The sequence below is a fragment of the Streptomyces sp. NPDC079020 genome (assembly GCF_044542225.1).
In the GTDB taxonomy this organism is placed as follows: Bacteria; Actinomycetota; Actinomycetes; order Streptomycetales; family Streptomycetaceae; genus Streptomyces.
Genome location: NZ_JBITUB010000007.1, coordinates 103,055 through 124,995 on the forward strand (window position 1 = coordinate 103,055; position 21,941 = coordinate 124,995).

The following is a 21,941-nucleotide window of genomic DNA, read 5'->3' on the forward strand; positions in this document are numbered from 1 at the left end:
GCATGACCCGGTCGAACGACGGGGCGGGACCTTCTGGGGGCCCGCCCCGTCACACGTCGTCGGCGCCGCGGGGCGCGGGGCGCGGACCGCGGCGGATGCCGCCGCCCGCGCCCTGACCGGAGGCTCAGCTCCGGGCGGGTGTACCGCTCGCTGTGACGTGGGCCGTGCCGTCGGCGTCCAGCCATGCGACGCCGTCGCCGAACTTGTCCACGTCGTAGTTCTTCCAGCCGGGCACGGCGGGCAGGTCCGTGACCGTCCGGGGCTCGGCGGCGGTGCCGGTGTGGAAGTCGGTCAGCTGCAGCTTGCCCGCGGCCGTGTCGTGGTTGACGAGGAACCCCTTCCCGAGCTTTCCGCGCTTGGGCAGGCTGATGCCGTCACCGGTCTTCAGGTCGTACACGCCGAAGGGGGTCGACAGGTCGCCGGTCATGTCCTGGCCCAGGCAGTCCCAGTACACCCAGCGCCCGACGACCTGGAGGTCACGGATCACGCACGGGGCGCCGACCGTGTACGGGGTGACGGCGCCGGAGACCAGGTCGCGGGCCTCGACACGTCCCGCGGTGCCGTCGGTGGTCCACAGCGTGCTCCCCTTGAGCGCGGCGGCCGGGGTCTTCAGCTGCTGAACCACGGCTCCGCCACCGGCCGCTTCGAAGTCGACGACCATCCGCTCGTCGCCGCCTCCGTAGACCGCGTACCTCCCGGCGGCGTCACGCAGACCGCGGCCGGAGGCCGGCGGCATGACACGGTCGAAGGGCACGACCTCGGTGCGCGCACCCGTCGCCGAGGCGCGGACGAGGACGTCCCGCTGGGTGGCTTCGTCGTACCGGACGTGGACGACGGAGCCGTCGCCCGCTCCCAGCGGCTGGCCGTAGTCGCCGCCAAGAGGGGCGGTGGTGACCTCGGAGCGTTCCCCGGCCGACGGCGTTCCGGCCAGGGTCACCTTCCGTGTCTGGTAGGAGGGCCGCGGGGCGCTGTCCTCCTCCTTGGTGACCAACTGGCCGCCCGCCAGCGCGATGCCGCGCACCACGGCGGGTGCGGCGGGCACCTCGGAGAGCGTACGCAGCGTCGGGCGGCCGTCCGACGCGGTCTCAATACGGCGCACCGCCCAGTCACCGGCGTCCGCGCCGCCGACCGCCACCGCTCCGCCGCCGGGGATCTGGGCGAGGCCGGGCTGGGCCGCGGCCAGCAGGGTCAGCGGTGTGCCGCCACCGATGGGGGTGGCCCTGAGCGGGCCTCCCCGGCCCGCGGGAGGGTTCTGTTCCGTGGGGGTCTGCGGCCGGTAGGCGGTGAGGAGCCAGTCCCCCGCCAGCCCGACGACGGGGGTGCCATCGCCGGAGGACGCCACGGCGACCGGGGTCTGTGTCCCGGCGGGGTCGTCACGGCGGATCACCCGTGCCTGGCTCATGCCCTGCTGGTACCAGGCGATGTGGGTGGGAGAGACCGCGGCCTGGATCGACCAGGATTCGTCGACGGCAGCATGGGTGGCGACGGATGTGAGCGCGCCGCTGGTCAGGTCGAGGATGCCGAGGGTGTGCCCGCGGGTGAACTTCACGACGGCCAGCTGTCCGTCCCCGGCGGCGACCGGGTACCGGTCGAATCGCAGTCCTGACGGTGGTTCGACCGGGGTGTCGGTGGTCGTGCCGTCCTGGAGCCGGAGGATGTGCAGCTTGTCCACCTGCCACACCTCGTTGTACGAGAACGTCAGCACGGTCCGCCCGAAGGAAGCCACGGTGTACTGGCCGTCCGGCACGGTGAGCGGCGTCGATTCCCCGGTCGCCGGGTCGCGCAGCTGCACCACGCCGCTCGCACCGACGGGCACGGGAAGGATGTCCGTGCCGGCCCCGTAGTAGCCCTGCTGGCCGGGCAGTTGGCCGGTGAAACCCTCGACGGTCCGCTCGGACCCGTCGTATCCGCGCCACTGGTACGAGGGGGTGGACCCGTCGCCCGTCTCCCGCCGGTGGAGATAGCCGGTGTCCCCGGCGGCGTACAGCACGTCCTGCACAGGCGTGTACCTGTCCGGTGCGCCCACCACGACCTCCGCGGCCTCGGACCCCTTGGCGTGGGCCACCGGGGAGACCGCGGCGACGGGCACGGCGGCAAGAGCCAGGACGAGGGCGAGACGACGCGCAATATCGGGCACATGTTCGAATTTTGTGTTCATGTACAGCCCAGCGCCGACCGGAGCGAAACCATCACACCGCTCGCGGCGGGCTCCTCGGCAAGGGGTACTCCGGCAGCCGGAAAGCGAGCAGCCCCTGAGGCATCCCGCCCGACCCGTCCGACACGCGCCTGACCGCCCGACCTGTCCGACCCGCCTGACCGCCCGGCCCGCCTGACACGTCTCACCCGCTCGTCCCTACCGTCCCGCTTCAGCGATCGGCGGGTCTGGCACGAGCGGCGCCCGAGGCTTTCGGCGCCGGCCCACGCCCGGCTCCCGGCCCGGGATCGCGGTTCCCTCCCGCCCGCGCACCGCTGCCGGTGGCCTTCTTCTCCTCCTTGCCGTCGGGTGCCCGGCGGAGCAGCGCCTCGCAGTAGCCCGCCACCTGCGACGCGCCTCCGGCGGCTTGCTCCAGACTCTCCAGGGCGGTCGGGTCTCCGGCCCTTCCGTTGTCGCGCGAGCGCACGTACACCTGGCAGAGCGCCGTGTCGCCCGGTGTCCGCGCCGGTCCACCGGCGCGGCGTCCGGAGTCCGTCGATCCGGTCGGCTCCGGCCCCGTGCCGCCGGTGCGGGGCGGGGGCGTACTGGGGCGAGGGAACTGCGGATCGGCGGACGCGGGGGCCGACGCGCTGTGTGCGGGCCGGGCGGGGGCCCGTCCGCCGGGTCCCCCGTCGCCGAACGGCATCGGCAGCGCACCCGAACCGGCGGCCAGCGCGGCCCCGCCGAGCGTCACCGCGACGGCGAAGCCGCCGATCGCCGCGCGCACCGGAAGTCCACCGCGTCGCCGGTCCACGGGCCGCCGGTCCACGGGCCGCCAGTCGTCGCGCCCACGTCTGCGCCACGGCGGCACCTTTCTGTCCGGCCACTGGCCGCGTGCCTCCCGGAAGGCGGCGAGTGCCCGCTGTTCCGCGTCCCGCCCGGCCGCCCCGGCGCTCCGCGCGGCGGCCCCTGCCTCGTCCGGCCCGGGTGGCACCGATGCCCCGGACCCGTGCCGCGGTTCCTGTGTCATGCCTCGTCCCCCCGACCGCTCCGCCGCCCGCGCGTCGCACCCGCCACTCTGTTACCGGTCAACTGCTCGCCGAGTCTCTTCAGTCCCCGGTGCGCGGACGTGCGGACGGCACCGACCCGCTTGCCGAGCACGCGCGCCGTCGCGGGACCGTCGAGTCCGACGACGACGCGCAGCAGGACAGCCTCCGCCTGCTCCCTCGGCAGGGTGGCGATGAGTTTGAGCGCCTCCTGTGTGGAGAGGGTCTCCAGGGCGGACGCGGCGGTGTCGTGGCCGCCCGGCAGTTCGAGCATGTCCTGCTCCAACAGGGCGGTTCTGGGACGCCGTTTCTGTTTGCGCAGATGATCCAGCGCCTGGTGCCGCGCGATCGTCGCGGTCCAGCCGCGAAACCCCGCGCCGTCCCCCCGGAACCGCCAGAGGTCGCGGGCGATCTCCAGCCAGGCGTCGGAGGCCACGTCCTCGGCATCATCGCCCACCAGTCCCCGCAGATAGCCGAGCAGACCGGGATGGGTGAGCCTGTAGGCCGCGCCGAACGCCGCCTCGTCCCCCTGCTGGGCCCGCTCGACGGCCGCCCCGAGCTCGGTGTCGGACACCTGCCCGCGGCGCTGTTCCTCGACCTTGGCCACACGTTCCTCTTCGTACCGATCGTCTCGTCGGCGGCTGCCGACGCGACACAGTTCCCCCCGTCCGCCCGCCCCGGGGCCGACGTCCCTCGCCTACCTCTGCGTGGCGGTCCGCAGAAACGTCACAGCGAGGACCTGGTGTTTTCACAGATCAGGCCTACGACAGGGGCGTCCCGGCGCCCCTGTGTCCCACGGCGGAAGCGTGGAACCCCGGCCTTCGCCGCCTCGCCGCATCCGCCGCGCGGGTGCCGGCACCGGAGGCGTGATGCCGCGCTCCCGCAGGAGCTGGAGGCTTCCGGAGACCGGTGATGAGCCGGCACTCTCTTTCGGGACACGGCCCGCGCATTGGTTAGGGTGGCCGCGTGGCGAGAGTGCGGTTGGGCGTGGCGGAGCGGCGTGAGGAATTGCTGCGCGCCGCGGTCGAACAGATCCAGGTGCGCGGGGTCTCCTCCGTACGGATCGCCGATGTGGCTTCCGTGCTGGGAGTGAGCAACGCGCTGGTGCTCTACCACTTCTCGACCAAGGAGAAACTGGTCGCCGCCGCCTTCGCGTACGCCGCCGAGGCCGACCTCGCCCATCTGCGCAAGCTGCTGGCCCGCCGCACCAGCGCGGTGCGGCGACTGCGCGCGGCCGTCCGCTGGTACGCGCCGACCGGCCAGGCCAAGGGCTGGCGCCTGTGGATCGAGGGCTGGGCGGCCTCCCTGCGTGAGCCGGCGCTGCGCGAGGTGGCGGGCGAGCTCGACCAGCGGTGGAAGGCCGAGCTGTCCGCGGTCATCGAAGAAGGCGCCGCCGCCGGTGAGTTCCACTGCGACGACCCGGTGTCGGCGGCCTGGCGTCTGACCGCCCTGCTCGACGGCCTGGCCGTGCAGATGACGTCGTACGCGGGTCCGCTCTCCCGGACCACGATGCTGCGGTGGACCGATGAGGCGCTCGCCCACGAACTGGGCATCGATCACGAGGCCCTGACGGCCTGACGCCTCTCTCCCGTCCTTCCCTCCACCGACCGGGCGGCCCGGATCAGGTCTGGCGCACCGGCGCGTAGGCCGCCCCGTCGATTCCGAAGGTCCACGCGACCCCGTCCTTCGCTGTCCGCGTCGACGGCGGTACCCGCAGCCAGTAGGTGCGGTGCGTGCCGTCCGGTTCGGGAGTGGAGTTGACCACTTCGACCATCACCACGTCCTCGTCCCCGTCCAGCGCGATCCGCCAGAGGATGCCCGTCTCGTCGCGGTGGACCGGTTCGGCGCGGGATTCGGTGAGGTAGCGGTCGTAGCCGTAGTACTCCAGCATCACGCGGCGCAGTTCCGCGTTCTCCTCGGCGCGTATCCGCTCCGGGGTCAGGGCCGAAAGCTCCGCCAGGAATTCGGCGGGTACCGGCATTCCCCGCCATGCGTACAGCGCGAAGCCGTCCGCGTAGCTGAGCGCCGGGCCGTCCCCGTGGTCGAGCCGTCCCGCCTCGTCCCGGTGCAGCGCCTCGGGTCGCTCGCTGATCACCACGGCGTTCTCGTACGGCCACCACCAGCCGGCGTTGCGGGCGACCTGCGCGAGGCCGGTCAACCGGTCGCCGCGCCCGTCGAAGGCGGCGAGCCAGGCGGCGTCGTGCTGTCCGAGGACGGCGTCGAGCAGCAGCAGCCGGACATCGGACTCGTCCTCCGGCCGTTCGGCGAGGTCCGCGACGACACCCGTCCGTATCCGTTCGGCGAGGGCCGCCGTGGTCTCCCAGAGCTGGGCCCCGGTGGCGGACCAGAGCGCGGACCAGCCCGCGGGGCCCAACTCGTCGTACATCCGGCGGCGTTCCTCGGCCCAGGGCCGGGTGCGGATGTCGTCGCGGACCGAACGGCCGGCGTCGGTCAGCTTCTCGACCACGCCGACCGCCGCGCGCGGCGAGTCGGCCCAGATGATCCGTCCCGGCTCGGTGAGGCCCGCGCCCCGGTAGGCGAGACGCACCCCCTCCTCCGCCGCGGCCCGGTCCGCCCTGCCCGTCGCCGCCGCCACGGTCCGCCAAGAGTTCACGTGCTGCATCGGTTGTCCCGTCCCCTGTTTCTCGTATCTCGTATCTCGTCCGTGGAATCGCGGATTTCGCGTTCCCGGCAACGGAGCCCGGTGTCCGGACCCCGGTCCGCGGAGCCCGGTTCCCGGTGCTCGGCCGTTCGCCCGCGGTGTGCCGGCGGCTGCCGGTCCGGCGGGATCAGTCCGCGACGATGCGGATCGCCCCCGGCGCGTACTCCCGCTGGCGCACGACGCGGAACCAGCCCTTCGGCAGCGGGATCACCGCGTGCTCCTCGTGCACCACCCGGCCGCCCTCGGGGAGATGGAGGAGCATCGGGCCGAACGGACCGGCCTCCCGGATCAGCCGGCCGGGCCCCTGCACGGCGTGCGCGTGCCCGGTGACCTCGCCCAGGGCGAGCACCAGGCGCCCCCGCCCGTCGCGCAGTTCACCCGGCGCCTGGAGGAAGGGGGCGGGCACCGCCGACTCCTCCACCGCCATGATCAGTACATCGCCCTGCCGGTACACAGACGTCTCCCCTCGGTCGCGGCACCCGCTGTGCCGAACACGAGGAAAACGCTACGGGCAGGGTCTGACATCGATACTCGTAGCGGGTTCCGGTGGCCGTGGCTCAGGGTCTGACTGACGTCCTGCTGGGCTGTCCCGCGACTGTTCTGTCCGGCTGCCGGAACCCGTTCTCCGTGGCTCCGGCCAGGTGGAGCATGACCTGATAGGAGCTTGGCCAGAGGCCCCCTCAATGTCCTGTCCGACCCACCCGGCCGGTGTCACCGCCAGCCAGGAAGGCAGCTGACAGGATGACAGTGACGATCACGCCCGCCACGGAACGGATGCGGTGTTCGGCGGAGTGGACTCCCACACGGACACGATTCACGTTGCTGTCATCACCGACCGGGACGGCCACGTCGCCGACGCCGAGTTCCCGACCACGGCAGCCGGATGCGCCGTGGCGATCACGTTCCTGAACCCCCATGGCACGGTGACCGCCGTCGGCGTCGAGGGGACCTCCCCCTGCGGCCTCGGGTTCACCCGAGCCGCCCGCCGGGCGAGCCCGACCGTGATCGAGGTCAACCGGCCCGACAAGGCCGAGCGGCGCCGGATCGGCAAGTCCGATCCCATCGACGCCTACGCAGCCGCCCGCGCCGAACTGCCCGGCCGGGTATCAGGAGATCATCCGCCTGCTCAAGCGGGCGAGCGCCCGGGAGATCTTCCGCTACCTCACCACACCGGTCACCGTCCCGGACGTCTCCGGCCTCAGGCCCGCACGCCTGGCCAGGAACATCACCCTCACCACCGTCGCCGAGCACTTCGGCGTCCGGCCGGCAGCGATCTCCTGCATCGAACGCGGCACACACCGCGACGACGACCTCGCCGGCGCCTACCGAGACTGCCTCGCTGCGACCTGACCGCTCCAGAAGCGGATTCACTCATAGACGGTGGCCGCTTGAAGGGCTCTGGCCAGGAAGGTCCAGTCCCCTTCCTCGGGGAGCTGCTTCCCGAAGTTTCGATACCAGCCCGGCGAGTCGTCCATCCACGCCGCGAGGGCCTCAAGGAAGTGATCGAGGCTCTGGTTCTCCCATTCGTGCCCCCGGCGGAGGTAGTCCTGGTGCAGTTCTCGGACGAAGGCGACCAGCTCGTCGCGGCTGCGGACCTCGCTGTCGGGAGTAAGTGACATGGAGCGAAGGTAGCTTGCGCCTGCGAGCGCCTCCCCACGCTCGACGATCAATAGGAGCATCGATCGACCGGCGGCGGCACCCCGGACGGGTCCCGGTCACCGCGTTGTCAGTGGGGCTTGATAGACCTTGCGCACAACAACCCGTTCCCAGCATCAGGAGCTCAGGGCCATGTCCGGTGTGGACCATCTCAGCGAGCTGTGCGGCCTTCCGGCCGTCGACTTCCAGCGTGACGCCTCCGAAACACCCCGTCCGGCCGCCGACGCCGCCGCATGGCGGATCAGCGTCGATCCGTTCGGCGACGAGGACGCCGACCAGACCTGGGAGCAGGAGTTCGCGGCCTTCCTGGACGCCGTCGATCCGGCCGGGGTGCGTGCTCTGATCATCGGCCAGTGGGGCGAGGCGTACGAGGAGACGTCCTCCGTGCCGATCGGCCTTGTCATCGCCGCGGCCGACCGGCTGACCGCGCTGGAGGGGATCTTCGTCGGGGACCTGGTGCTGGAGGAGGCGGAGATCTCCTGGATCGAGCAGTCGGACGTCACCGGACTGCTCACCGCGTTCCCTTCGCTGGTGGAGTTCGGGGTGCGCGGCGGCACCGATCTCGAGTTCCCGGCGACCAGGCACGAGCGGCTGCGCTCGCTCACCATCGAGGCGGGCGGTCTGCCCGTGCAGGTGGTCCGGGGTGTGCTGGACAGCGAGCTGCCCGCGCTGGAGAAGCTCGATCTGTGGCTCGGGGTCTCGGCGTACGGCGGCGATGCCGACGTGGCGGACCTGGCGCCGTTGCTGTCCGGCACCCGCTTCCCCCGGCTGCACCATCTGGGCCTGCGCAACAGCGAGGTGGAGAACGAGATCGCGGCGGCCGTCGCCTCGGCCCCGGTCGTCGCCCGGCTGCGCACGCTCGACCTGTCGAACGGCACGCTCGGCGACGAGGGCGCCGCGGCGCTCCTGGAGGGCCAGCCGCTCACCCACCTCGAAGTGCTCGACCTGCACCACCACTTCCTCTCCGAGGCGATGGAGCGCCGGATCACCGACTCGCTGGTGCCCCACGGGGTCCGGGTCGACCTCTCCGAGCGCAGCAAGCCCTGGGGCGACGGTGGCCCCGAGGGCCGTTACACCGCCGTGTCGGAGTGACCACGATGACCGATGACGAGCTCTTCTTCGACCTGCGTGTCCACACTCTTCCGGAGCCGGGCGAGGGAGACCCCTCAAAGCTGCCGCCCGCGCACGCGGTCGCCTGGCGGCTGGACTGCGGCTGGCAGGGATCTCTGACGTTTCCCGCCCTGTGGCAGCACTTCCTGGACACGGTCGACACCGAGCAGGTACGCGCACTGATGATCGGCCCATGGTGGCAGGGGAATTACACGGGCATCGAACCCGTGGTGGAGCTGATCGCCGGACACGCGGACCGCTTCCCCACGCTGCGGGCCCTGTTCCTCGCGGATGTGGAGAGCGAGCAGTGCGAGATCTCCTGGCTGATGATGTCGGACATCACCCCGGTGCTCACCGCGTTTCCGCTTCTGGAGGAGCTGCTGGTGCGCGGTTGCGGGGAGACCACCGGGGCGGGGGGTCTGCGGCTTTCCCCGGTGCGCCACGAGAGCCTGAGGTCCCTGTGCTTCGAGTCCGGTGGGCTGCCCGGCCATGTCGTGCGGGCGGTCACCTCCTCGGAGTTCCCGGCTCTGGAGCGGCTGGAGATCTGGTTCGGGTCCACCTGGTACGGGGGCGACGCGACGGTCGAGGACCTGGGCCCGCTGCTGTCGGGCGGCACGTTCCCGCGGCTTCGCCATCTGGGGCTGCAGAACAGCGAGATCCAGGACGAGATCGCGGCGGCCATCGCCTCGGCGCCCGTCGTGGCCCAGCTGACGTCGCTGTCGCTCTCCATGGGCACCCTCAGTGACATCGGCGGTGCGGCGCTCCTGGCCGGGCAGCCGCTGACCCATCTGTCCGCGCTCGACCTGGATCACCACTACCTGAGCGACGAGGTGTTCGACCACATCCGCGCGGCCTGCGCACCCGCCGCGGTCAGCGGCGACGCGGCGGACATGGATGAGGACGAAGAGGAACGGTATGTCGCGGTCAGCGAGTAGCCACGCGCCGCGTTTCGCGGTCGTCGGCAATCCGGACAACCGGCGCGTCGCCTTCTTCCGGGAAGCCGTGCGCGCCGCCGGACTGCCCGACGTCCGCGTCGTGTCCTGGCTCCAGGTGCTGACCGGTGAGGTGACGTTCCGGCCGGGCGAGACCGTACGGATGGACTCGCCCGGTGAGGACGCCGAAGTGGAGCGGCTGCTGCGCGGGGTGGGCGATCCCTCGCGCGTGGAAGGGACTTCACGCTGGTACGCCACGTTCACCGAGGCCGTGCGGGAGGTGGCGCGGGCCGCTTCGGCGGCGGGCGCCACCCTGCTCGGCGATCCCGGGGACATCGCGGCGCTGTTCGACAAGCGGCTGTGTCATGCCGTGCTGGACGGCGCCGGTGTCCCCGTGCCGGCGTCGCCGACGTCCGGTCCCGGCGCACCTGTCGTACGGGGCTGGGAGGATGTGCGCGAGCTGATGGCGGCGCGCGGCATGCCCCGGGTGTTCGTGAAGCTCGCCCACGGCTCGTCCGCCTCGGGGGTGCTGGCCGTGGAGACGGCCGGTCCCGCCCGGGTCCGGGCGAGCACCTCGGTGGAACGGGACGCGGAGGGGCGGCTGTTCAATTCGCTCCGGGTGCGGCAGTACGAGACGGAGCACGAGGTGGCCGCGATCATCGACGCGCTCGCCCCGGACGGACTCCATGTCGAGCGCTGGCTGCCCAAGGCCTACCAGCGGGGGCGGGCCGCGGATCTGCGGGTCGTGGTCGTCGCCGGCCGCGCGACACACGCCGTCGTGCGGACCAGCCGTTCCCCGATGACGAATCTGCATCTCGGCGGCGTCCGGGGCGATCTGGACGAGGTCCGGGCCGCCGTCGCGGCGGCGGGCGGCAGCTGGCAGGACGCGCTCGCGATGTGTGAGCGGGCCGCCGCCTGCTTCCCCCGGACGCTGTGCGTGGGCGTCGATCTGCTGCCCGCCACCGGCTGGCGGCGGTTCGCCGTCGGCGAGGTCAACGCCTTCGGAGATCTGCTGCCCGGTCTGACCGGACTGCCGGGCAGCGGCGCCGAAGGACTGGACACCTATGCGGCGCAGGTCGCCGCCGTACTGGACAGAGCAAGGAACCACCGTGCCATCGCTGCCCCCTGACCACACCCACCGCACCCCTGACGGCCACACCCCGGACGCCGGTGCCTCGGACACCGGGGAACCCGACATGAGCGGGATCGTCGGACATCACGATCTGCTGCTCGTCACTCTCGACACCCTGCGCTACGACGTCGCCGTGGAGCTGGCCGCCGCCGGACGCATTCCGCATCTGGCCCGGCATCTGCCCGGTGGTGTCTGGGAGAAGCGGCACGCACCGGGGAGTTTCACCTACGCCTCGCACCAGGCGATCTTCGCCGGGTTCCTGCCGACCCCCGCTTCCCCGGGGCCGCATCCGCGGCTGTTCGCGGCGCGGTTCGCGGGCAGCGAGACGACGGCGGACGGCACCTTCGTCTTCGACACCCCCGACCTGGTGTCCGCCCTGGCCGACGAGGGCTACCGCACGGTGTGCATCGGCGGCGTCGGCTTCTTCAACCGGCAGGGGCCGCTCGGATCGGTGCTGCCCGGCATGTTCCAGGAGAGCCACTGGGAGCCCGGGTTCGGCGTCGCCTCGCCCACCTCCTTCGAGGAGCAGGTGACCCGGGCCGAGGAGGTCGTGGCCGGACTCCCGCCGGAGCGGCGGCTCTTCCTGTTCGTCAATGTGTCGGCGCTGCACCAGCCCAACTGGTTCCACCGGCCCGGCGCCACCCACGAGGCGGGCGACTCCCGTGCCACGCACGCCGCCGCCCTGGAGTACGTCGACCGGCACATCGGCCGGCTCTTCGCCGCCGCGAGCAGCCGCCGCCGCTGCTTCGCGATCGTCTGCTCCGACCATGGCACGGCCTACGGGGACGACGGTTTCACCGGCCACCGGCTCGGCCACGAAGCCGTCTGGACCGTGCCGTACGCCCACTTCTTCCTTGAGCCCGGGGACGCATGATGACCAGCCCGACCCTGCCCGCCGTCAGGCCGTACGAGAGCTACGTCTACGCCTATCCGCACAAGACGGCCTACCGGCCGCTCACCGGCCGCCCCGCGCTGCGTGAGCTGTGGGCGGCGGAGCCCAAGGACGCGCTCTCCCTCTATCTCCACATACCGTTCTGCGAGGTCCGCTGCGGCTTCTGCAATCTGTTCACCCGGATCGGCGCTCCCGACGAGCTGACCACGCGCTATCTCGACGCGCTGGACCGGCAGGCGACGGCCGTCCGCGACGCGCTGGGCGATCAGGAGCCGGTGCGGTTCGCCGCCGCCGCGTTCGGCGGCGGTACGCCGACCTTCCTGACCGCCGGCGAGCTGGAGCGGCTCTGCGACATCGCGGAGAAGCGGATGGGCGCCGACCTTCGCGCGGTGCCGCTGTCCGTGGAGACCTCGCCCTCGACCGCCACGGCGGACCGGCTGGCCGTGCTCGCCGACCGCGGCACGACCAGGATCAGCATCGGTGTGCAGAGCTTCGTCGACGCCGAGGCCCGCGCGGCGGTCCGCCCGCAGCACCGCGCCGATGTGGAGGCGGCCCTCGGCCGGATCCGTGACGCCCGGATACCGGTCCTCAACATCGACCTGATCTACGGCATCGACGGGCAGACCGAGCGGAGCTGGCGCACCTCCCTGGACGCCGCGCTGGCCTGGCGCCCCGAGGAGCTCTACCTCTACCCGCTCTACGTACGCCCGCTGACCGGCCTCGGCCGTCTCGGGGCGGCGGTGGACCCGGCGGCCGAGGAGCATGCCGCGAACGCCTGGGACGAACAGCGGCTGCGGCTCTACCGGACCGGCCGCGACCATCTCCTCGCCCATGGCTACGAGCAGGTGTCGATGCGGATGTTCCGCCGTGCCGACGCCCCGGCGGAGGGCCGGGACGACTACGCCTGCCAGACCGACGGCATGATCGGTCTGGGCTGCGGTGCCCGCTCGTACACCGCTTCGCTGCACTACTCCTTCGACTACGCGGTGGAGATGCGGGAGATCCGCGGCATCATCGACGGGTTCACCGCGACCGAGGACTTCTCCCGGGCCGAGGTGGGCCGGTATGTGGACGCCGACGAGGCGCGCAGGCGTCATCTCCTCCAGTCGCTGCTCCAGGCCGTGGGCCTGCGGACCGAGGAGTACCGGCAGCGGTTCGGCACGGATCCGCGCGAGGACTTCCCGGCCGAGCTGGACCGCTTCGCGGCGCGCGGCTGGCTGGACGGGAGCGCCGGCGGCGATCTGCTGCGGCTCTCCCCCGAGGGGCTGGCCCACTCCGACGCGCTGGGCCCCGAGCTGTTCTCCCCTGCGGTACGGGCCGCGATGGCCGCGTACGAACGGAAGTGACTGCCGCCATGGACCTGACGATCCTCTACCGGGGCCCGCTGTCCTCCTGCGACTACGACTGTCCGTACTGCCCGTTCGCCAAGCGGCGCGACAGCCGGGAACAGCTGACGGCGGACCGGGCGGCGCTGGAGCGGTTCACCGCGTGGGCCGCGGCGCAGACCGGAGACCGGCTGTCCGTGCTGTTCACACCGTGGGGCGAGGGTCTGGTGAGGTCCTGGTACCGGCGGGCGCTGGCCGATCTGTCGCGGCTGCCGCACATCGGCCGGGTGGCCATCCAGACCAATCTGAGCGGCCGCACGGACTGGCTGGCCGGGGCCGACACGGACCGGGTCGCGCTGTGGTGCACGTACCACCCGGGTCAGACGCCGTACGAGCGTTTCCTCGGCAAGTGCCGGGAGCTCACCGCTCGCGGGGTGCGCTACAGCGTGGGCGTGGTCGGTTTCGACGCCCATCTCGACGAGGCGCGGCGGCTGCGGGCGGCGCTGCCCGAGGAGGTCTATCTCTGGGTCAACGCCGCCGAGGGGCACACCTACACGGACGAGGAGGCGGACCGCTGGACGGCGCTGGACCCGCTGTTCCCGTACAGCAGGCATCCGCACCGGTCGGCCGGGCTGCCCTGCCGCACGGGTGAGTCGGTCATCTCCGTGGACGGTGACGGCACCGTGCGGCGGTGTCACTTCGTCCGCGCGGAGCTGGGCAATCTCTACGACGGCAGCTACCGCCGGGCGCTCGGTCCGCAGGGCTGCCCGCTCGATGTGTGCGACTGCCACATCGGCTATGTGCATCTGGAGACGCTGCCGCTGTACGACGTGTTCGCGGGCGGGGTGCTGGAGCGGATACCGGCTCCGGGCCGTCCGGCCACGCCGCCGGCCGGGCTCGTGGTACCGAGCCCGGCCCGGCGTGCCCTGCCCCTGACGGTCCTGCGCGAGGCGCCGTGAGGGCGGTCCCCCCAGAGGGGAAGCAGGTCGGGTCAGAGGGGAAGCAGGTCGGGGCGCTTGGCCTCGGCATGGTCGCCGGAGGACTCGCCGCGCAGCCGCCGCCCGATCCACGGGACCAGGTATTCGCGCGCCCAGTGGATGTCGTCGCGCCGTTCCTCGAAGGTGCCGCGCTGTGCCTGCGGCGGCCAGGCCTGATCCGGATCGGCGGGCACGTCCACACCGAGCACCTGTGCCGCGCGCAGCGCGACGCGGGTGTGGCCCTCGGGGGACAGGTGCAGCCGGTCGTCGTCCCAGGCGCGCCGGTCCTGCACCGAGCGGAGCGACCACAGGTCCAGGACGGGGCAGTGGTAGCGGTCGGCGATGGACCGCAGATGGACGTTGTACGTCGCGATCTTGCCGCGCATGTGCCGCAGCACCGGCACACCGCGGGTGTCGAACCCGGTGGTGATCATGACGGTGCCGACCGCGTTGCTCAGATCGGCGACCGCGCGCTCGAAGCGCTCGGCCAGATCGTCGGGGTCGGTGCCCGGCCTGATGATGTCGTTGCCGCCCGCACAGAAGCTGACCAGCTCGGGGGCCAGCTCCTTGGCGCGGGGGACCTGCTCCTCGACTATCTGGTCGAGGAGGCGTCCGCGTACGGCGAGATTGGCGTACCGGAAATTCCCGTGCGCGGGATCCTCCGGGCTCGTCGCGGTGTCGGGGACCGGGAGCCGGTCCGCCAGCAGGACCGCGAACCGGTCCGCCCAGCCGACAAAGGCCCCGTCGGGGCCGGGGTCTCCGACTCCTTCGGTGAAGCTGTCGCCAATCGCCGCGTACGACCCGATGATCTCTGGTTGATTGTTTCTCGAATCGTCTGCCACAAGCGCATATCCTGCACCGTCGAATGTGACCTACGCGACCGTAATACGGGGTTGACGGGTGGTGAGATAGACCACCCGGTCAGTTTTTGGTAAAGCCGGAATAAGGACAGGGGCGGTGCGCCGACGCGCACCGCCCCTGTTCATGTCCGGCCGTCACCGCTCCATCAGATGGAGACGCCGTGCTGGCGCAGGTACGCGACCGGGTCGACGTCCGAGCCGTAGCTCGGGCCGGTGCGGACCTCGAAGTGGAGGTGCGGGCCGGTCGAGTTGCCGGTGGAGCCGGAGAGGCCGATCTGCTGGCCGCCGGTGACGGTCTGGCCCACGGAGACGCTGAGCGAGGACTGGTGCGCGTACTGGGAGTACATGCCGTCGGCGTGCTTGATGACGACCTCGTTGCCGTACGAGCCGCTCCAGCCGGCCGAGACCACGGTGCCCGGACCGATGGCGCGGACGACGGTGCCCGACGCGGCCTGGAAGTCCGAGCCGGTGTGGTAGCCGCTGGACCAGCTGGCGCCGGAGGCGCGGTACTGGGTGGTGACGTTGGCGTTGGCCACCGGGGTCGTCCAGCCGGAGCTGTTGCTCTGGGAGGCGCTGGTGCTCGTGGAGGTGGTGGACTTTCCGGCCTCGGAGGACGGGGCCGAGGAGCCCGCGGAGGAGGCGGCCTTCGGGGCCGACTGCACCTTCGGGGCCGCCGGGGCGGCGGGGGCGGCCTTCTTCGGCTCCGCCTTCGACGGGGCCGGCGCGGACTGCGCGGCATCGGCGGAACCGGACGCCTCGGCGCCGAGGGTCAGCTTCATGCCGGGGAAGATCAGGCTCGGGTTCTCGCCGACGACCTCGCGGTTGTCCTGGTACAGCTTCTGCCAGCCGCCCTTGAGCTTGTGCTCCGCGGCGATCTTCGAGAGGTAGTCGCCGGAGACCACGGAGTAGGACTTCGAGGCGCCGTGGGCGGTGGCCGCGGCACCCGGGGCGGTGTGCGCGGCGGCGACCGAGGCGGCGGTGGGCGCGGCCTTCTCCGCGGCGTGCGCTCCGGTGGCACCGATCAGCGGGAGGGCGAGGACGGCGCCGCCGGTCCCTGCGGCGAGGACACCGCGGACGATCGGGCCGGTCTTCGTACGACGGTGCTTACCCGTTGCGGGCATGGGGGAATTCCTCTCCGGCGCCTACGAGGTGAGCTGTCGGGTTCGGGCTGGAGATGCCCGGTCGCTCTCGGCGACTTCACCCCGAGCCGGTCCGGATCTCTCCGGGCCGGCGGCTTACCTGGGTCCCCCGCTCCTGCCACACGAGTGTGGGTGGGTGTGAATTCCGGGCGGCGGCAGGATTAGGCGATCCGTCCGGATTGACGGTGACCGTAAACGAGTCAGGACGACAGGAACAAGCCATCGGTTGCCTGCCGGAATCCCCGATTCAATTTCGGTCCGGAATTCCCGTCACACTCCGTGGATTACGGATCTTGGCATTCCGCGCGGCGCCCGGATCGCTCCCGGGCGCCGCCACCACACACCGTCACGGATATGATCCCGCTCACCAGCGGGCCATCATCTCTCCCATAAATAGGGCACGTTCTATTAAACGCCCCATTACGGACATGTCATGGTCATCGCTTCTGACGCAACCTCAGCACCCGGGCGTCCAGGTCGCCGCTCAGCCCGGTGTGCAGCCCGCGATGCAGCAGCACCGAACCCTGGTACTCCGCTCCGGTGTCCTGGCAGACATACGTCGCCGAGGCGTCCAGGCCGCGCAGCCGCAGGGCCGGCGGCCGCTGGCCGAACCGCTGTGCCTCAAGCCACATCAGCACCACGACCTCCTCGCCCAGCACGTAGCTCACCGCGCTCAGCCCGCCGCGCGGCGCCGCGAGCCGGTGCAGGGCCCCGTGCTGCACCACCGGGCGGATCTCCTTGTAGAGGGACACCCAGTCCCGCGCCTCGGCCAGCTCCTCAGGGCTCCACTCGGTGAGGTCGCCGCCGACCCCGAGCACCCCGGCCATCGCGCTGACGAAGCGGAACCGCAGCGAACTCACCCGGTTGTTCAGCTGGACGTTCGGGCTGTCGGTGACCCAGGCCGCCATCACCCGCGCCGGATGAATCTGCCCGAAGCCCTCCTGAATGGCGAGCCGGTCCAGCGGGTCGGTGTTGTCCGAGGTCCACACCTGATCGGTGCGGGAGAGCACGCCCAGATCGACCCGGCCCCCGCCGCCCGAGCAGGACTCGAAGGCCACGCCCGGGTGCGCGGCGCGCAGCCGGTCGAGCAGCGCGTACAGCGCTTCCACATGGGCGGTCCAGAGCTTCTGCGGGTACTCCTCGCCCGGCCAGCCGGCCTCGGTGAAGCAGCGGTTGAAGTCCCACTTCACATAGTCGATCGGAGCGCTGGAGAGCAGCGCGTCAAGCTGCTCCCACAGGTATTCCTGTACGTCCGGCCTGGCCAGGTTGAGCACCAGCTGGTTGCGGAACTCGGTCCGCGTACGGCCGGGGAAGTGCTGCACCCAGTCCGGGTGGGCCCGGTAGAGATCGCTGTCGGGGTTGACCATCTCCGGCTCGACCCAGATCCCGAACCGCATGCCGAGCCCGCGCACCTCGTCGGCGAGCGGCCGCAGCCCGCCGGGGAACCGGTCGGGGTTGGGCGTCCAGTCACCGAGCCCGGCCCGGTCGCTGGTGCGCCGCCCGAACCAGGCGTCGTCCACCACGAACAGCTCGACGCCCATCTCCGCCGCGCGCACGGCCAGCGCACGCTGCTGTTCCATGGAGATGTCGAAGCCGGTCGCCTCCCAGGAGTTGTAGAGCACCGGCCGCGGCGTGCTGGCGTCCGGGATCACATGGGCCAGCTGCCAGGCGTGCCAGGCCCGGCTCGCCCCGCCGAAGCCGTCCGGGCTCCACAGGCCGGCGAAGACGGGTGTGGTGTACGACTCACCCGGCGCGAGCCGCAGCAGGCCGGACTCGTCGTAGCCCGCGCCCCCGTTGATCTGCACGAGACCGTCGGGCAGCTGATGCACGGCGATCCGCCAGGAACCGGACCAGCCCAGAGCGCAGCCGTACACCTCCCCGTGCTCCTCGGTCGCGGCTCCGCCGGCGTCCAGCGCCACCCATGGCAGATGCTGGTGCCCGGTGTGCCCGCGGCGGCTGGAGAGGATCTTCTCGCCGTACGTGAGTTCCGACCGCACCAGCCGGGACTCCGCCGCCCAGCTGCCGTGCAGCTGGCTCAGCCGCCAGTTCTCCCGGGCCGGCAGCGTCCAGGTCGCCGCGTCGGCGCGCAGCAGTTCCAGGGGCGGGCCGTCCGGGCCGGCGTGGGTGACGGTGGTCCAGCGCTCGATCACATCGGAGTCGTCACGCATCCGGTAGTGGAGGGTCAGCGCGAGGCGGTGCGCGGCGTCCGTGAAGCTCAGCCGGAGTTCGTCACCGTCCGTCCCGGCGCCCCCGAACACCCACTGGGTCCCCCTGACCTCGTCGGTCCGTACGGAGAGCGCCGGGCGGACGAACCGGGGACCGCCCTCGACCGGGTACTCCTCGTGGCCGTCGAGCGGGGAATCGAAGCCGGAGCAGGTCGGGAGGGGCTCGGCGGCCAGCGCCTCGGCCGCGGCCGGCGTGAGGCGCGGCCCCCAGTGCAGATGCAGCAGCTCATCGCGGTCGGTGAGGTGGAGCGCATAGCTGCCGGTCGCGCCACTGAGCACCCAGGTACGGCCCGTGTCACCAGTCTCGATCATCATTTCCCTCACGTTCGAACAGTTCCGCACATCATCGACCACGGTGACGGTGCGGGGCAATGCCCGTGCGTGTACGCATGGCGAGCCGTGTGCCTCGTCCGAGATGATTGCCTGAGGAATCGATGTCGTATCGTCACGAGCGTGCCCTCGTCGGCGAGCAGCGCCGACGTCAGACACCCCAGGAGCCGCCGTGACTCAGCAGGTGCCGCAGGTCCCGCCGACAGAATCCGAGCTGACCGGAGTGCGTAATTTCCGCGATGTGGGTGGGCTCCCCACCACGGACGGACGCCGCGTGGCGTTCGGGCGGCTCTACCGCAGCGGCCACCTGGCGCACGCCACGGAGCAGGACACGGCGGTCCTCGGCAGGCTCGGCCTGCACACGGTCTTCGACTTCCGCAACGACGCCGACCGGAGGCTCGACGGTCACGACGTGGAGCTGGCGGGGGTGCGCAATGTCAGCATTCCGCTGTCCGACCCGGCCGACGGCGCCGAGTTCTGGCGGCTGGTCCGGGACGGCGACATCGCCCAGCTGCGCTCGATCCTCTCGGGCAGCAAGGGCATGGACCGGATGATCACCTCGTACCGGTCGATCATCCGGGACCGCACCGCCGAGCACAGCCGGGTACTGCACGCCCTGGCCGAGGACAGCGTCCCCGCCCTGATGCACTGCGCCGCGGGCAAGGACCGGGCCGGCCTCTCCATAGCCGTGTCGCTGCTCGCCGTGGGCGTGGAGCGGGATGCCATCGAGGCCGATTACCTCAAGTCCAACGACGCGCACCGCCGCTACCGGGTGCGACGCTCGGACACCTCGGAGACCGGAATGTCCCCGGAGGTCCTCGAACTGCTGAACCCGCTCTTCGGCGCGCACGCCGAGTACCTCGCCGCGGCCTTCGGCACCATCGAGGAGGTCTGGGGAAGCACGGACCGCTACCTCACCGAGGGGCTGGGCCTTGCCCCGGAGACACGGGAGCGGCTGCGCGGGCGGCTGCTGGACGAGGCGTAGGGCCTGTCCGGCAGGGGCGGTTACTTGTTGCCGCCCGCCACGGCGAACAGCAGGTACAGGAAGCCGGCGATGACGTGTCCGGCCACCAGGTAGGCGAAGAGCCGGATCACGACCCCGCGCGGCATCTTCCGTTCCTGCGGGTCGTAGTTCTTGGGCCGCTGCGGGGTCAGGGGGTCGTAGTTCTCGGAATCGGACATGACAGTCCTCTCTGCCGGCCGCACGGCCGGTGAAGCGAAGGGTTCAGCGGGGACGGTGACCGGGCGGGGCCCGGTCAGCGCCGGTGGATCCCGCTGCCGAGACACAGTTCGGCGGCGGGGCTCTGCATCAGCGAGTGGACGAAGAGCAGCTCCGCGCCGCCGCGGTCGACGGCCGCGATCCGGTGCGGGGTGAGCGAATCGAAGTGCGCGCTGTCGCCGGGGGCGAGATCGTGCACCGTCTCCCCCAGGATCACCCGCAGCGTTCCGTCGAGGACGTACAGCCATTCCTCACCGGGGTGGACCCGTACGAGATCGCCCTGCGCGCCGTACGGGACCCTGACGCGCAGGGCCTGCATGGCCCGGCCGGAACCGCCCGCCTGCTGGTACATCCAGCCGTCGGCCTCGGCGCCCTCGAAGCGGCCGCCGCGGACGATCGCGTCACGTTCGGGGGGTGTCTCGCCGAGCAGCTCGGAAACCGTCGTACCGTAGATACGGGCGAGCCCGAGCAGCATGGGCAGCGAGGGCTGTCTGCGGCCGGTTTCGAGCCGGGACAGATGGGCCGGTGAAAGCCCTGCCCGCTGGGCGGCGGTCTCCAGGGTGAGACCGCGGCCGTGGCGCAGTTCGCGCAGGCGGGGTGCGACGCCGGGGAGCTCGTCGGCCACCCCTCCGTCAGGAGGATTCATGACTCCATTGGGCCAGGATCTTTCCTCGGAGGCAAATTTCTTACCTCCGAGGCAAAGCATCCCCGAAGCCCGGCTCCCGCCCGTTCAGCACCCGCTCAGTGGTCGGTCAGCGGTTGGCGACGGCCTGCTTCACCAGGGTCCGCCCGAAGTCCCACATCAGTCCCCCGCCGCTGTGCGCCTCGTCCATGACGTCGGTGAACGCGGTCACGAAGCGCTCCACCTCCGGCTCCCCGATGACCAGCGGCGGAATCAGCTTGATCACTTCCAGATGGTCGCCGGAGACCTGGGTGAGGATGCGGTGCTTGCGCAGCAGCGGCACCACCACCATCTGCGCGAAGAGCCCCTTGCGGGCCGCCTGGAGCACGGTCCAGCGGCTGCGGAGCTTCAGCGAGGACGGGCGGCCGAACTCGATACCGATCATCAGCCCGCGCCCGCGCACCTCGTGCAGCAGCTCGTAGCGGTCGACGAGGGCGGCCAGCCGCTCCCGCAGCAGGTCACCGGTGCGCCGGGCGTTCGCGACCGTCTCCTCTTCCTCCATCACCGCGAGTACGGCGAGTCCCGCCGCCATCGCCTGGGCGTTGGAGCCGAAGCTCGCCGAGTGCACGAGGACGCGGTCCATCGACGAGTAGACACGCTTGAAGATCCAGTCCTTGCCGAGGGTCGCCCCGACCGGCACATAGCCGCCGGAGAGCGCCTTGGCGACACAGATGAGATCGGGTTCGACGCCTTCCTCGTGCTGGTACGCGTAGAAGTCGCCGGTCCTGCCGAGCCCGGTCTGCACCTCGTCGGCGATGAGGAGCGCCTTGTGCTGGTGCAGCAGTTCCTGTGCGGCCCGCAGAAAGCCCGGCGGCGCGGCGTGCACCCCCTTGCCCTGGACGGGCTCCACGATCAGGGCCGCCACATCGCCGCGCCTCAGCTCGCGCCGCAGGGCATCGAGGTCGCCGAGCTCGATCGCGGTGTCGGGAAGCAGCGGGGCGAAGCCGTCCCGGAAGCCGCTCTCGCCGTTGACCGAGAGCGAACCGGTGGTGAGCCCGTGGAAGGCGTGGGTGCAGTAGAGCACCCTGGGCCTGCCGGTGGCGTAGCGGGCGAACTTCAGCGCCGTCTCGATCGCCTCCGTACCGCTGTTTCCGAAGAAGACGCGGTCCAGGTGCGGGCTGTGGGTGAGCAGCTTCTCGGCGAGGAGGCCCGGCAGCGGCTGACAGTCGAAGCGGGTGAGGTCGGCCAGCGAGGCGTCCAGCACGTCGTGCAGCGCCTTGCGGACGACGGGATGGTGCCGGCCCAGGCCCATGACTCCGAATCCGGCGAGCATGTCGAGGTAGTCGTTGCCCTCGGAGTCCCAGAAGTACGCGCCCTCGGCCCGCTCGTAGACCTTGTCGAAGCCGATGGTGTGCAGCATGCGCGGAAGCTGGTGGTTGAGATGCCGCGCATGGAGCTCGTAGCGTTCGGCGCCGCGTTCCGCGAGGAGCCGCGTCAGGTCGAAGCCCTGGGGTCCGCCGTCCTTCATTGCCCGTTCCTCTCCTTCGGCAGGTGCTGCCGGGCCGCTGTCCGCCGCGCGGAATGTACGGCCGCCACCGGCCCGGCCCGGAGTGCCATGACGGAGCGGCACAGCACGGGCGGCCGGGGCCGGTGGCGGGCGGAGAACCGGCAGAACCGGTT

The 21,941-nt window shown here is 71.6% G+C and carries 20 protein-coding genes and 1 riboswitch; of the genes, 8 read left to right on the forward strand and 12 right to left on the reverse strand.

The features are described from left to right. Positions 1 to 124: 124 nt before the first annotated feature. From ACIGJO_RS16570 to ACIGJO_RS16580, 3 genes are all read right to left on the reverse strand, one after another. Positions 125 to 2,137, reverse strand: a complete 2,013-nt coding sequence (locus ACIGJO_RS16570; RefSeq protein ID WP_399958391.1) for a hypothetical protein — start codon at positions 2,135 to 2,137, stop codon at positions 125 to 127. A gap of 229 nt (positions 2,138 to 2,366) precedes the next feature. Next, the gene (locus tag ACIGJO_RS16575) at positions 2,367 to 3,164 is read right to left on the reverse strand and encodes a hypothetical protein (RefSeq protein ID WP_399958393.1); all 798 of its coding nucleotides are present in this window, start codon (positions 3,162 to 3,164) and stop codon (positions 2,367 to 2,369) included. Then, the gene (locus tag ACIGJO_RS16580; protein ID WP_399958395.1) at positions 3,161 to 3,787 is read right to left on the reverse strand and encodes an RNA polymerase sigma factor; all 627 of its coding nucleotides are present in this window, start codon (positions 3,785 to 3,787) and stop codon (positions 3,161 to 3,163) included. The genes ACIGJO_RS16575 and ACIGJO_RS16580 overlap by 4 nt, the downstream gene beginning before the upstream one ends. A 359-nt stretch (positions 3,788 to 4,146) precedes the next feature. Here ACIGJO_RS16580 and ACIGJO_RS16585 point away from each other — a divergent pair, with 359 nt between their 5' ends. After that, entirely contained in the window at positions 4,147 to 4,758 is a 612-nt protein-coding gene (locus ACIGJO_RS16585) for a TetR/AcrR family transcriptional regulator (RefSeq protein WP_399958398.1), read from the forward strand. A 43-nt stretch (positions 4,759 to 4,801) separates the two neighbouring features. Here the strand turns inward: ACIGJO_RS16585 and ACIGJO_RS16590 are convergent, their stop codons facing one another. The 3 genes from ACIGJO_RS16590 to ACIGJO_RS16600 form a co-directional block, all read right to left on the reverse strand. Further along, a complete protein-coding gene (locus tag ACIGJO_RS16590) occupies positions 4,802 to 5,803 on the reverse strand; it encodes a DUF6745 domain-containing protein (RefSeq protein WP_399958401.1) in 1,002 nt (333 codons plus the stop codon). A 166-nt stretch (positions 5,804 to 5,969) separates the two neighbouring features. Beyond that, positions 5,970 to 6,296 carry a hypothetical protein gene (locus ACIGJO_RS16595; RefSeq protein ID WP_399958404.1) on the reverse strand — a complete coding sequence of 109 codons (327 nt, stop codon included), beginning with the start codon at positions 6,294 to 6,296 and terminating at the stop codon, positions 5,970 to 5,972. 913 nt (positions 6,297 to 7,209) lie between these two features. Continuing rightward, positions 7,210 to 7,461: a hypothetical protein gene (locus ACIGJO_RS16600; RefSeq protein ID WP_399958407.1), complete on the reverse strand. Its 252-nt coding sequence runs from the start codon at positions 7,459 to 7,461 to the stop codon at positions 7,210 to 7,212. A 169-nt stretch (positions 7,462 to 7,630) separates the two neighbouring features. Between ACIGJO_RS16600 and ACIGJO_RS16605 the strand changes: the two genes are divergently transcribed. The 6 genes from ACIGJO_RS16605 (at position 7,631) to ACIGJO_RS16630 (ending at position 13,848) form a co-directional block, all read left to right on the forward strand. Next, a complete protein-coding gene (locus ACIGJO_RS16605; RefSeq protein ID WP_399958408.1) occupies positions 7,631 to 8,590 on the forward strand; it encodes an STM4015 family protein in 960 nt (319 codons plus the stop codon). Between the two features lie 5 nt (positions 8,591 to 8,595). Beyond that, positions 8,596 to 9,543, forward strand: a complete 948-nt coding sequence (locus tag ACIGJO_RS16610) for an STM4015 family protein (RefSeq protein ID WP_399958411.1) — start codon at positions 8,596 to 8,598, stop codon at positions 9,541 to 9,543. Continuing rightward, a complete protein-coding gene (locus ACIGJO_RS16615) occupies positions 9,524 to 10,669 on the forward strand; it encodes an STM4014 family protein (protein WP_399958414.1) in 1,146 nt (381 codons plus the stop codon). The genes ACIGJO_RS16610 and ACIGJO_RS16615 overlap by 20 nt, the downstream gene beginning before the upstream one ends. Before the next feature lie 67 nt (positions 10,670 to 10,736). Next, positions 10,737 to 11,546, forward strand: a complete 810-nt coding sequence (locus tag ACIGJO_RS16620) for an STM4013/SEN3800 family hydrolase (protein WP_399958990.1) — start codon at positions 10,737 to 10,739, stop codon at positions 11,544 to 11,546. Then, a complete protein-coding gene (locus ACIGJO_RS16625) occupies positions 11,546 to 12,910 on the forward strand; it encodes an STM4012 family radical SAM protein (protein WP_399958416.1) in 1,365 nt (454 codons plus the stop codon). The genes ACIGJO_RS16620 and ACIGJO_RS16625 overlap by 1 nt, the downstream gene beginning before the upstream one ends. An 8-nt stretch (positions 12,911 to 12,918) precedes the next feature. Continuing rightward, positions 12,919 to 13,848, forward strand: a complete 930-nt coding sequence (locus ACIGJO_RS16630; RefSeq protein WP_399958419.1) for an STM4011 family radical SAM protein — start codon at positions 12,919 to 12,921, stop codon at positions 13,846 to 13,848. Positions 13,849 to 13,880: 32 nt separating this feature from the next. Here the strand turns inward: ACIGJO_RS16630 and ACIGJO_RS16635 are convergent, their stop codons facing one another. From ACIGJO_RS16635 to ACIGJO_RS16645, 3 genes are all read right to left on the reverse strand, one after another. Then, entirely contained in the window at positions 13,881 to 14,708 is an 828-nt protein-coding gene (locus ACIGJO_RS16635; protein WP_399958422.1) for an SGNH/GDSL hydrolase family protein, read from the reverse strand. 164 nt (positions 14,709 to 14,872) lie between these two features. Continuing rightward, positions 14,873 to 15,847, reverse strand: a complete 975-nt coding sequence (locus ACIGJO_RS16640; RefSeq protein ID WP_399958424.1) for a peptidoglycan DD-metalloendopeptidase family protein — start codon at positions 15,845 to 15,847, stop codon at positions 14,873 to 14,875. Positions 15,848 to 15,852: 5 nt separating this feature from the next. Then, positions 15,853 to 16,010: riboswitch (cyclic di-AMP (ydaO/yuaA leader) on the reverse strand. Positions 16,011 to 16,302: 292 nt separating this feature from the next. Beyond that, complete coding sequence (locus ACIGJO_RS16645) at positions 16,303 to 18,402, reverse strand: alpha-galactosidase (protein ID WP_399958992.1); 2,100 nt, start codon at positions 18,400 to 18,402, stop codon at positions 16,303 to 16,305. 190 nt (positions 18,403 to 18,592) lie between these two features. Between ACIGJO_RS16645 and ACIGJO_RS16650 the strand changes: the two genes are divergently transcribed. Continuing rightward, entirely contained in the window at positions 18,593 to 19,405 is an 813-nt protein-coding gene (locus ACIGJO_RS16650; protein WP_399958427.1) for a tyrosine-protein phosphatase, read from the forward strand. A gap of 20 nt (positions 19,406 to 19,425) precedes the next feature. On the opposite strand, the gene ACIGJO_RS16655 is transcribed toward ACIGJO_RS16650, so the two are convergent. The 3 genes from ACIGJO_RS16655 to ACIGJO_RS16665 form a co-directional block, all read right to left on the reverse strand. Then, on the reverse strand, positions 19,426 to 19,602 hold the full coding sequence (locus ACIGJO_RS16655; protein WP_266925869.1) for a DUF6126 family protein: 177 nt from the start codon (positions 19,600 to 19,602) through the stop codon (positions 19,426 to 19,428). Between the two features lie 74 nt (positions 19,603 to 19,676). Beyond that, the gene (locus ACIGJO_RS16660) at positions 19,677 to 20,285 is read right to left on the reverse strand and encodes a helix-turn-helix domain-containing protein (protein ID WP_399958432.1); all 609 of its coding nucleotides are present in this window, start codon (positions 20,283 to 20,285) and stop codon (positions 19,677 to 19,679) included. A gap of 106 nt (positions 20,286 to 20,391) precedes the next feature. After that, a complete protein-coding gene (locus ACIGJO_RS16665; protein WP_399958435.1) occupies positions 20,392 to 21,789 on the reverse strand; it encodes an aspartate aminotransferase family protein in 1,398 nt (465 codons plus the stop codon). Positions 21,790 to 21,941: the final 152 nt, after the last annotated feature.